This window comes from Butyricimonas sp. (assembly GCF_019423355.1).
GTDB lineage: Bacteria > Bacteroidota > Bacteroidia > Bacteroidales > Marinifilaceae > Butyricimonas > Butyricimonas faecihominis.
On record NZ_JAHZBP010000007.1, the window covers coordinates 215,124 to 226,949 of the forward strand.

An 11,826-nucleotide genomic window follows, 5' to 3' on the forward strand; every position below is an offset into this window, starting at 1 on the left:
TGGGGTTGAATAGTAACAATCGTGAAAAGTTCGAAGAAAAAATTGTAACCAATACTAAATATTTTTCCTATATTTGTTTCTAAGTAGCACATTTATATGGAGCTTGGTGATGGATATACGAAATTAGTTTACGGGGTAAATCGTAAAGACGAGAAAGCGTGGCAAGAGTTGTTCAACTCTTACTATGAAAGTTTATGTCATCATGCGGCTCGGATTTTATTAGATGATCACGTGGCGGAGGATGTCGTGCAGGAGGTGTTCGTGAACCTGTGGAACGGAACAGCCGTTTTCGAGAACGAGAAGGCTTTGACGGTTTATTTATATCGTTCAGTGACGAATAATGCTTTGAAATATTTGCGGGATCGGAACACGGAAGAGGCCCGGTTGAGGTTGTGGAACGAGGTGGAATTGGAGATGTCCGAAGAGGATTTCTCGAGCGTGGTGCGGGAAGAGGTGTTGCGCAAGTTGAGGGAGTTGATCGATTTATTGCCGGGAGAACGTCGGAAAGTGATTTTGATGAGCATGGACGGGATGAGCGGGGAGGAGATTGCGGTGAAGTTGGGCGTGACGATTCATACGGTTAAACAACAAAAATATCTAGCCTATAAATTTATAAAACAGGAACTTGGCAAGTACTGGATCGTGGCCATGTTATTTTTCCTGTAAAAAAATCATTTTTCTTTTTATACTTTTTCGGTTTTTTGGATTTGATAGATGAATCCAATATAAAAAGTGTAATGAAACGTCATGGTCATACTATATTTGAGGTTGTTCAACAAGTGGTTCGAAACTTTTTCAACGAAGAAGATGAAGAGGCGAAAAAGGAGTTTCAGCGATTGATGCGGGAACCGGGTTTGTTGAATAATGCTTCCGGGCTGGAAGACAAGGAACAGCTTGTATCTTGGCTGAAGGAATCCTCTCGTTTTTCTTCGAAGGATGGGTACAAGAAATTTCAGGCATACGTGAAACGGGGACGGAGAGTCCGGGTATTACGGAAGGTGAGGATTGCCGCCTCGTTTTTACTGGCTCTTGTTCTGGGAGGGGCTGCTTACTGGTTGAATGTGCATTGGGAGAAACGGAATCACGTGGAGTTAGCTGAAGAAATACAGCCCATCATGTCAAAGGGATATATCATGCTGGACGACGGGACCCGGATTGATTTGGGAGAGGATAAAGGAGAGGTTCGGGAGGCGGATGGGATAAAGATTACCCGGGATTCCGTGAAGGTGGTGTATGCCTCGGAGGATGTAACGCCAACGGATAGAATTGCTTATAACGAGTTGAATGTCCCGCGGGGAGGGGAGTACATGCTGGTACTGACGGATGGAACGAAAGTGTGGGTGAACGCCGATTCCCGGTTAAAGTTCCCTGTACGTTTTCGAGAGGATCACCGAGAGGTGTATCTGTTATCGGGAGAGGCTTATTTTGAGGTGGAGAGAGACGAATCGAAGCCTTTTTTGGTGCATACTTCCCGGGGATGCGTGAAGGTGTTGGGGACGGAATTTAACGTGCGTGATTACCCGGAAGAGCATCGGGTGGTAACCACGCTGGTCAATGGTTCCGTGCAGTTCACGGGGAAGGATAAGAAAAAGGTTGTGCTGGAGCCGGGGTTTCAGGTTGTCGCTGATTCCTTGACGGGAACGTGGGATGTGCGGGAAGTGAATCTGAAAGAGTACGTGGGATGGCGTAACGGGCTTTACGTGTTTAGTCATTTGACGCTGGAGGAATTGATGAGGGTGATCGAGCGGAATTATGACGTGACGGTCTTTTTCGCGAACGAAGAGTGTAAGCGACTGGTTTTTTCGGGAGATTTACAGAAGTACGAGACGGTCGAGCATTTTTTGAAATTTATAGAGACGGGCGGGGATGTTCGCTTTGTGGTGAAGGAGCGTACGATTACTGTGTATAAAAAATAAGACAGGGTTGCCCTGGTCCGGCACCCCCGTCTAAGTTGTTATAATTATCTATAATTAAACATTCAAATGTATGAAAAAAAATTGGATTAGTAGGCGTGGTGTACCTATCCATGTCTTAAAAAAAGTTTTTTTGATGATGAAACTGACTTTCTTATTAACCGTTGTGTTGCAGGTCAGTACTTGGGCAACGGGGTTCTCTCAGGAGAACAAGGTGTCTTTGCAGATGAAGGATGTTTCCTTGGAAACGATTATTCTGGAGTTACGGGAACAGACGGGGATTCGCTTTTTTTATAGCATCGATAAGATAAAAGCGATCGATCATCTTTCTATTGATGTCAAGAACGAGGTGCTGAAGGACGTGTTGAGTCGCTTGCTGGAGGGGACGGGGCTCACGTACACCTTGCTGGATGATGTGATCGTGATCAAGGATTTGGTGATCAATCAAGATCCCGTGAGGATTTTCGTCCGGTTGAAAGGATGGGTCGTGGACGAGAAAAAGCGGGCGATGCCGGGGGTTACGGTAAAATTATCGGGAACTTCTCTCGGGACGGCCACGGACGCGAAGGGGTGGTTTTCGTTGCAATTACCCGTTCCCGAGGGTAGGTTGGAGTTTTCTTTCGTGGGGTTTGCTACCCAGATCGTTGACTTCTCGGTCCGCACGGCAAGAGACACGATGCGAGTTGTTTTGAAAGAGGATCTGATTAAAATGGATGAAGTGGTTGTCACGGGCTATCAGGCCGTGAAGAAAAAAGCGATGGCCGGCTCATACTCGAAAGTGAATGCTGATGAATTGGTGATGACCGGATCGCAGACGCTCGAACAGATGCTGCAGGGGAAACTGCCGGGAGTGATGGTAATTAACCAGAGCGGTTTGACCGGTACCCGTCAGAAAGTGCGTGTTCGGGGAACTTCCACGCTGGTCGGGAATGCCGATCCGGTGTGGGTGGTTGACGGGATTATCCAACAGGACCCGTTGCCTTTCAGCACCAGTGAATTGACCAATATTGGTGATGATAATATGGATATGATCAAGAACTTTGTCGGAGGGGCTATTGCTTGGTTGAATCCCAATGATATTCAGGATATAACCGTGTTGAAGGATGCTTCGTCCACGGCCATTTATGGGGTAAAGGCTGCTAACGGGGTGATCGTGATCACGACGAAGAAAGGGGAGCGGGGACGTTTGTCATTGAACTATTCCGGTAATTTCTCCGTGGGGGAGAAGTTGAATTATGACAAGCTGGAGATTATGAATTCCAAACAGCGGGTTGATCTTTCCCGGGAGGCTTACCAGAGAGGGGCTCAGGTGCCGAATGATAAAATCGGTTATATTGGGTTGGCGTTGGCTTACCAGCGGGGAGAGATTTCTTACGACGAGTTTGATCGGGGGGCTAAGGCGTTGGAATCCGTGAACACGAACTGGTTTGACGTGCTTTACCAAACCCCGTTTTCTCATTCTCATTCGTTGAGTTTTTCGGGAGGTAATGAAAACTCGACTTATTATGCCTCTCTGGGGTATTCAAATAACCAAAATACGGCAAAGGGAAATTCACAGACTTCTTATACCGGCCGGTTGAATCTGAGTTCGACGTTTTGGAATAAGCTACGGTTGAATGTCTCTTTATCCGGCTCGCACACGGAGACAAAGGCTTTTGCCAATGGGGTGGACCCGTTCAATTATGCTATTAATGCCAACCGGGCTATTGCTTGTTACGAGGAGGACGGGAGCCTGTTTTATTATGCTAGCGGAGACGACGGGTATGATTATAATATTTTGAATGAATTGAAATATTCCGGGAATGAAAATAGGAGTAGAAGTCTGAATTTGAGTGTTGATGCACGCTGGACGATTCTGGAAGGTTTTGTTTTCTCTACCACCTTGGGGGGAGGTTCTATTTCTACGTTCGGGGAGTCGTGGTTTACGGAACGGACTCATTACATTGCCGGAATTCGTGGGTATAATTATGGCGAATACGATGTGTTTGATGCGGACCTCAAGACTTCGCCTTTACCTTACGGGGGTGAGTTGAACGTGAACGAAAATGAAGGATTCAATTATAGCTGGCGAGGACAGTTTGAATATATAAAGAATTTTGGCCGTCACGCTGTGAATGTGATGGTTGGAGGAGAGTTGAGTAGTAATAAGCATAAATCTTACGCGCAAACGAATTATGGTTATATGCCGGAGCGAGGGTTGTCGTTCGTGGATGTGCCTTTGGGTATGAGACCGAGTACGGATGTCAATTACACGTTGAACGGCTATGCGCGCACGTCACCCTCTTTGACGAAATCGTTGAATAACACGTTGTCTTACTATGTTTCGGGTTCTTATATGTATGATAATCGGTATGCCTTGAATTTTTCCGTGAGAGGTGATGGTTCCAACCGTTTCGGGCAGGATGAGAAGGAGAAATATCTGCCGGTGTGGTCTATCGGTGCCCGTTGGAACGTGACGGATGAACATTGGTTGCAGGGGCAGGATTTGTTGAATTATTTGTCTTTGTCGGCAACCTTCGGTTACCAAGGGAACGTGGTGGAGAACGTGAGCGCGAATCTGATTGCTAAGATCCTGCCTTTAGACCCGGAGACGGGAGAGTTCAAGATGACTTACACGAAATTACCGAATCCCGACTTGAAATGGGAAAAGACGAAGTCGATTAATTTAGGAATTAATTTCAGCGTTTTGCATAGTAAGGTAAACGGTTCGTTCGAGTATTATTACAAGAAAACGGAAGATTTGGTTACCCAACGGGAGATTCCTTACGAGAACGGAGAGCATTCCATGTACGTGAATGGTGGTAATATGAAAAATTCTGGTTGGGAGTTGTCATTCAGTCTGGTACCTGTTCGGACACGGGATTTCGTGTGGAGCTTGGGATTCAATACCTCGAAAGTGTATAATGAGGTGAGTTCGGAATTTGAGCCGACAGGGGATTGGAAAGAGGTTACAGGCGGGAAATATAACAAGAAAGGGTATCCTGTTTCCAGTTTCTGGGCATTCCGTTTTGCAGGGTTGAACCCGAGAAATGGCGGGCCTTTATTCGATATGTCCGGGGCGGCCACGAACGCGGGGGAACTGGACGTGACACAGTACATGGTTCATGCCGGGAAGCTGGACCCGGATTTAACGGCGGGGTTGAATATGAACTTCCGCTACAAGAATTGGACGCTGGCGACTTCTTTCTATTTATCGACCGGGAACCAGTGTTTTTTGAGTTCGCCGTATGGAGAGATGAATAACACGTACGGTATGCCGAGTGAGTACAAGAATGCCTCGACCCAGCTGTTGAAACGCTGGCGGGAGTCGGGTGACGAGAAGTACACGAATATTCCTTCTATTCCGGTGGGTGAGAATTGTTTGCCGATGTACCCGTTTAAAGATTCCAGTGTGAGCCTTTATCCTTACGAGGCGTGGGCGAATTCGGATGTCCGGGTCGTGGACGCGTGGTATTTGCGTTGCAACAGTATAAGTCTTTCTTACGTGTTCCCGGAGAGATTGATTCGTCGGTTTGCCCAAAACGTGGGTTTTACCATGACGTTATCCAATCCCTTCCAGATCGTGAGTAGCGATTTTGATAGCCGGGATCCGGAGGTGGCGAAGGGAAGCCAGCCATTGACGAGGAATTTTACCTTTAGTTTGAACGTGAGTTTTTAATTAAAATAGATAAAGAGCATGAAATCGATCGTATTAACACTCGTTGGTTCGTTCATGTTGTGGATGCTTGTCGGTTGTGACGGTTTCCTTGACGAATATAGTATAACTGAAGTTCGGCCGACAGAACTTACCGATATAGAACAGTTGTTGCTGGGAGATGCTTATCTGGATGCCGGACAGAAAGAGGTGCAGTATAATATCATGGATATTTTCACGGATGATATAAAGTGTAACGGGTTGGGGAATGAAGGTTTCCGGACTTATTTCGAGAATATGAGGTGGCGTTTTTTGTGGGATGCGGATATGTTCAACAATGCCGGGGGCGGGTATGATGCGGCCTTCTGGGAGTTGCCTTACAACAAGATCTTGGGATGTAATATCGTGCTGGATTGTCTGGATGACATGACTGGGGAGGCATCTTTGAGAGAGAATCTTCGGGGGGAGGCGTTGACGTTACGTTCCATGTATTACCTGATGTTGGTGAATATGTATGGAATGCCTTACAATGAGGGTGATCCGAGCCTGAATCCGGGAGTACCTTTGAAGTTGACGATGGAGGTGCGGGACGAACGATTTCCTCGTAATTCCGTGGCCGAGGTGTACGGGCAGATCGAACAGGATTTGTTGAGGGGTAATCGGCTGTTGACAGAGTACGATTATAACCGTAACTTTTTGCGGATAGGTCATTTGGCAGCCAAGGCTCTTTTGTCGAGGGTGTATCTGTACATGGAGGACTGGGACCGGGCGATAGCTTACGCGGATAGCGTGTTGCAGGTGAAACCGAATCTATTGGATTTGAACACGGTGAATTGGGGAACGCCTAGATCCCCGGAATCGTTATCCGTGTACGCTACCGGAACACCGGACGAGGTGATTTGGATGCGTGAAGGTTACCGGGAGTTGGGGGATATGCAGGCTTCCGATCCTTGTTATATGGTTTCCGATGAACTGTTGGATTTGTACGGTTCTTGTAACCAGACGATGGTGCAACAAAAGACGATCCGGGATATACGGGGTTGTTTGTATTTCGCATGGAATTTTAAAATGGCTTTCCCGTCTATAACCTACTACCGGAGTTTTTTGTCTATCGGGGGAAGTGATAATGGCGTGTATCAAGGGATTCGCACGGCTGAAATGTATTTGAATCGAGCCGAGGGATATATCCGTAAATATATGGCCGGAGGGGATGCGTCTTATTGCCGGAAGGCTTTAGATGATTTGAATGAATTACGTCGCCACCGTTTTAATAATCAGTACACGTATGAGGAGGTGAATATCACGGATCCGGATGATTTGTTTCAGTTTTACCAAGAGGAACGCCGTCGGGAGTTAGCCGGGGACTGGATGCATCGTTGGTGTGATTTGAGAAGGTACGGTATGCCGGAAATTAGTCATACTCTTTTCGAGACGGCTTCCGGCAACAAGACCGAGGCGACTTTGCAGAAGAACAGGTACGTGTTGCCGATTGCGGAAGAGGTGATCCGTTTGAATCCCAGATTGGAACAGAATAAATAGTCATGGAATTTAAAACTAAGGGTATTATGAGATATTTTTTGATAATAATATTAGGATTGTTTTTGTGGACGGGATGTAATGATGATGATGAGAAGTTAACGCCTTCCACGGAACCGGAGTTTCGTTATGTCCTTCCGCAAGGGAATCACGATTATGACACGAAGATCGTGAACTGGTATGAAGACTGCGGGATTTATTTCCTGTACAAGTTCGAGGATAAGGATGTGTATTATAACGAAAATGACCGGTGGGCGGGATTTGTGGATGATACGATGCGAGTTAATGATGGTGAGCTAGCGTTTTATAATTCCGGTTTGCGTGTGGAATTGCCGGACGAGGAGTATGTCGGTAAGCAATTGGAGTGGATCGAGAAGTTGTTTTTGAATCATTATTCCAAAGAACTTCTGAAAAAGAAGATGGTGAAAAAGGTGATTCTTGCCAAGAATGTGACTTACTGTTATCGTTTGGGAAATAAGGATCTGGCAGAACAGGAACGGGATTATTTCAATAATATTGCCAATACGCTGATATTTAGTCATGGGGATGCGTCTGTGGAGAATATGACGAATGAAGATTTGCTGGAGATGAAGAATGAGCTGCACTTATGGATGCTGACGGAAAAATTGGTGGATGATTACCCGATGGCGGATTTGGAGGATTTCCTTTCCGTGACGGATTATTCTAAAACTTTGTCCGCGGATTATTACGAGGAGTGGATGGCTGAAGGTTGGTTGGGACGGTTGGCAAACTCCGAGGAAGCGGCAAAGAGTGAGGACATTCGGGCTTACGTGGAGATGATTATTACAACCCCGAAGGAGATGCTGGAAATAGATGTAAATTCAATCTCCTATCCTGACCCGTTGTTTTGGGTAATCGGGGATTATAATTATGCCGGTTTTTTACATCCGTCGATGGACGTGGCGGGGAACATTAAGAAGAAATATGATCTTATTGTCGCCGCGTTTAAAGACTGGGGGGTAGATTTACCGGTTATTGGTGAGTTGTATTATGAGTAGTTGAGTGGCAATAGAGCATACATATCTTTGTAATGACTTATTTTATTGTGAGTTATAATATGGGATATTAGAAATAATATCTAAAGACGGTGAGTAATTCAACTCTCCCTCTGTTTATAGAGGGAGTACCCGAAGGGGGAGGGAGTTCTTGTAAATAAGTTGACTACATTGAAATAAACTCCTCCGTCACTTCGTGCCACCTCCTCTATAAACAGAGGAGGAGTTGGGATACAATCTTGCTTTGAAAGATGTGTATAGAGAAATGATGGCAACTTGCTGTCATGGGAGAACTATGTCTAGAATTTTATAATAATAAATCGTTTGTATGGAAAATCCAATTGTAAAAGTTGAACATTTGTATCATCGGTATACCTCCAGTCGCTGGGCGATAGAGGATATTAATTTCCAGATCGATGAGGCCGGGGTGGTTGGTTTGTTAGGATCGAACGGGGCGGGTAAGTCAACCACGATGAACATTATTTGTGGTGTGATGAGACAGACCACGGGCGAGGTGTATATCGACGGGATAAACACGTTGAAAGAGCCCGTGAAGGCTCGTAAGTTAATTGGTTTTTTGCCACAGAAACCGCCTTTGTATCCGGATCTGACGATCGACGAGTATTTGCGTTTTTGTGCTGAAATACAGTGGATGGATAAGAAAAAGATTAAATCGGCGATCGCTGTCGCCGAGGAACGTTGCGGCATTACTCACATGAAAGACCGGTTATTGCGTAATCTTTCGGGTGGATACCAGCAACGCGTCGGGTTGGCTCAAGCCATCCTGCATGACCCGAAGTTCGTGGTGCTTGATGAACCGACGAACGGGTTGGACCCGAACCAGATTCTGGAAGTTCGCCAGTTAATCAAGGATATTGCCGTGGATCGGACCGTGATGCTTTCGACGCATATCTTGTCGGAAGTGCAGGCCACCTGTTCTTCTATCAAGATGATTGAACACGGGAGAGTGGTTTTTTCCGGTAGCACGGAAGATTTTGATAATTATATCGAACCGAACACGCTTTATTTGGAATTTGATCAGCTTCCGGTCGTGGATGAATTGATGAAATTACCCGGTATCAAACGGGCGGAAGTGTTGGACAATCATGGCGTTCGCTTGTGGTATGACGGGGAGCGGGGAACGATCAAGCAAGTGATGCGGGAGGCGGTTTCCCGGGGATGGGATATGACAGAATTGCGAAAGGAGAAGAGTTCCATGGAGGCCGTGTTCGCTAAATTGTCCGGTAAATAATCAATTAATTCTAAGAAGTAAATGTTATGAGAGCAATATACAGAATAGCTCGTTTGGAGTTATCAAATCTTTTTTACTCGCCGATTGCGTGGTTGATCCTGATCCTTTTTGTCTTTATGACAGCGATGAACTTTACGGATGTGCTTTGGGCGTATGCCAGAAGTCAGGAATTCCGGGGTGGGGGCTTGTCTGATTTGTCCCGGGCGTTGTTTTTCGATGTAACGGGACGGGGGTTGTGGCCCAAGATTAGTAATTTGTTGTACATGATCATGCCTTTGTTGACGATGGGATTAATCAGTCAGGAGTTCAGTCGGGGATCGATCAAGTTGTTGTTCGTGGCCCCGATTACCAGTCGTCATATCGTGCTGGGAAAGTTTCTGGGGATGATGATGTACGGGTTGTTAATGTTTAGCGTGTTGCTGGTGTACGTTATCCTTGGCGGATGTTGGATTGAATCCTTTGACTGGGCGGCCGTGTTGACCGGATTGTTGGGGTTGTACCTTCTTTTCGGGACTTACGCGGCAATCGGTCTGTTCATGTCCACGCTGACGACTTACCCGATCGTGGCGGCTATTTATATGCTGGCTTTGTTGACTTTTCTGCGTTTCGTGTCCGGGCTGTGGCAGGAATATACTTTTGTCCGGGACATCACGTATTGGCTGGCCTTGGACCGACGGGCCGGTACGTTTATTAACGGGATGATTTGCAGCGAGGATTTCCTTTATTTCGTTATCATGACGGCCATGTTTCTCGGGTTCGCGATTTTGAAATTGCAGTTTATCCGGGAGCGTCGTTCCATGTTGAGTAAAGTCGGGCGATTCTTGGGTGTGTTTATCGTGGCGATGTTGCTGGGGTACGTGACTTCTCGTCCTACGTTGCGATTTTATCACGATTCAACGCATACCAAGACAAACACGTTGACCGAAGCTAGCCAAGAGATCGTGTCCAAGTTGGACGGGGGATTGAAGATGACGACTTACGTGAATCTGTTTGGTAGTATTTACAATATTACTCCTGCCAAGGTGATGGCCGATATAGCACGCTATAATTCTTATATTCGGTTCAAGCCGGAGACGAAGATGGATTACGTGTTTTATTATTATACGGATACGACGGACGGGTTCTTTGCACATCGTTTTGCCGGAAAAACGTTGAGCGAGGCTGCGAAAGAGATGGCAAAGTTTCAAGGTGTTAATGCTAAAAAATATGTTCCCTTGTCTAAAGTTGACCCGGACGTGGATTTGAGAGATGAGGGGTATCGTTTCGTGGTATTGCTGGAACGTGAAAACGGGGAAAAGACTTTTCTACGAGTGTTCAACGACGCTCAAAGGGTCCCTTTTGAGACGGAGATTTCCGCCGCGTTAAAACGGATTGGCATGAAATTACCAAGTGTGGGTTTCCTCTCGGATCACTATGCCCGCACGATTACCGGAGATCGGAACCGGGATTATTCCTACATGGTGTCGGAAAAGCTCTATCGTTCGGCCTTGATTAATCAAGGTTTTGATGTGGTGGACGTGAAATTGAGCCGTAATCCTCAATTGCTTGATAGTTTGGATGTGCTGGTCGTTTCTGAACCGAGGGAACCCTTCTCGGAAGAGGAATTGGATAAATTATATCGTTACGTGGAGAGCGGGAAGAACTTGATTATTGCGGGGAAACCAAGGACGAACAGTTATCTGGCCCCGTTGATGGAGAAACTGGGATTGCGTTTTGAGCCGGGGATTCTGGTGCAGAAACAGGATCAGATAGCGGATAAAAATGCTGCCAGTATGCCTTCTGCCAGAGGTGCGGGTGGCGGCCCCGGAGCTTTGGGGCAGGCCGAGGAAAGAGAATATCCGGTTAGCCTGTTTCTTTGTAGAGCTACCGATGAAGCCAAGGGATTATCTAAACTTTGGGACGATTTGTACATAAAAACCAATCATCCTGAATGGCCTTACTCGATCGTGATGCCGGAGGCTTCAGCGGTTTTGCAAGTGGAAGATAAAGGTTTTAGGGTGACCCCGTTACTGGTTGGGCGTGATCCTTCGAGTTGGAACGAGTTGGAGACGATTGATTTTGTGAATGAAACACCCCTGTTGAATCTTAATGCCGGGGAGCAAGCCGGGACGAAAACGACGATGATGGCTTTGGAGCGTCAACAGGCAGGAAAGGAACAGCGAATCGTGGTTATCGGGGATGCGGATGCTTTCAGTATGGGAGAGGTGATGGCGAATCGTAGGGGGATACTTTCTATAAACGGGGGGCTGATCATGTCGATGTTTGAATGGTTGTCTTACGGGGAACTCCCGGTGGATACTTCCCGTCCCGAACCGGTTGACAATAACCTGACGATTGGTGCGGAGGCCGCCGGAAACGTGAAGACGATGTTGCAATGGATTCTACCGGTGTTGATTTTGCTGGGTGGTGTGTTATTGCTATTCAGGAGAAAGGGAAAATAGAGAATGTATTTTGGTGCTGTTTTAATACAGTGTT

7 protein-coding genes are annotated in these 11,826 nt (G+C 46.5%); all 7 read left to right on the forward strand.

Translation table 11 applies throughout. From position 1 onward, the window contains the following. Positions 1-96 precede the first annotated feature (96 nt). The 7 genes from QVC79_RS11535 to QVC79_RS11565 all read left to right on the forward strand — a co-directional run bounded on the left by QVC79_RS11535 (position 97) and on the right by QVC79_RS11565 (position 11,792). A complete protein-coding gene (locus tag QVC79_RS11535) occupies positions 97-666 on the forward strand; it encodes an RNA polymerase sigma factor (protein WP_270594517.1) in 570 nt (189 codons plus the stop codon). Between the two features lie 71 nt (positions 667-737). Beyond that, the gene (locus QVC79_RS11540; RefSeq protein ID WP_270594515.1) at positions 738-1,916 is read left to right on the forward strand and encodes a FecR family protein; all 1,179 of its coding nucleotides are present in this window, start codon (positions 738-740) and stop codon (positions 1,914-1,916) included. 133 nt (positions 1,917-2,049) lie between these two features. Then, positions 2,050-5,571 carry a SusC/RagA family TonB-linked outer membrane protein gene (locus tag QVC79_RS11545; protein ID WP_270594513.1) on the forward strand — a complete coding sequence of 1,174 codons (3,522 nt, stop codon included), beginning with the start codon at positions 2,050-2,052 and terminating at the stop codon, positions 5,569-5,571. An 18-nt stretch (positions 5,572-5,589) separates the two neighbouring features. Then, positions 5,590-7,086: a RagB/SusD family nutrient uptake outer membrane protein gene (locus tag QVC79_RS11550; protein ID WP_270594511.1), complete on the forward strand. Its 1,497-nt coding sequence runs from the start codon at positions 5,590-5,592 to the stop codon at positions 7,084-7,086. Between the two features lie 26 nt (positions 7,087-7,112). Continuing rightward, positions 7,113-8,102: a hypothetical protein gene (locus tag QVC79_RS11555; RefSeq protein ID WP_270594510.1), complete on the forward strand. Its 990-nt coding sequence runs from the start codon at positions 7,113-7,115 to the stop codon at positions 8,100-8,102. A gap of 325 nt (positions 8,103-8,427) precedes the next feature. Next, positions 8,428-9,351: an ABC transporter ATP-binding protein gene (locus QVC79_RS11560; RefSeq protein ID WP_118303082.1), complete on the forward strand. Its 924-nt coding sequence runs from the start codon at positions 8,428-8,430 to the stop codon at positions 9,349-9,351. A gap of 26 nt (positions 9,352-9,377) precedes the next feature. Next, on the forward strand, positions 9,378-11,792 hold the full coding sequence (locus tag QVC79_RS11565; protein ID WP_270594509.1) for a Gldg family protein: 2,415 nt from the start codon (positions 9,378-9,380) through the stop codon (positions 11,790-11,792). Positions 11,793-11,826 lie beyond the last annotated feature (34 nt).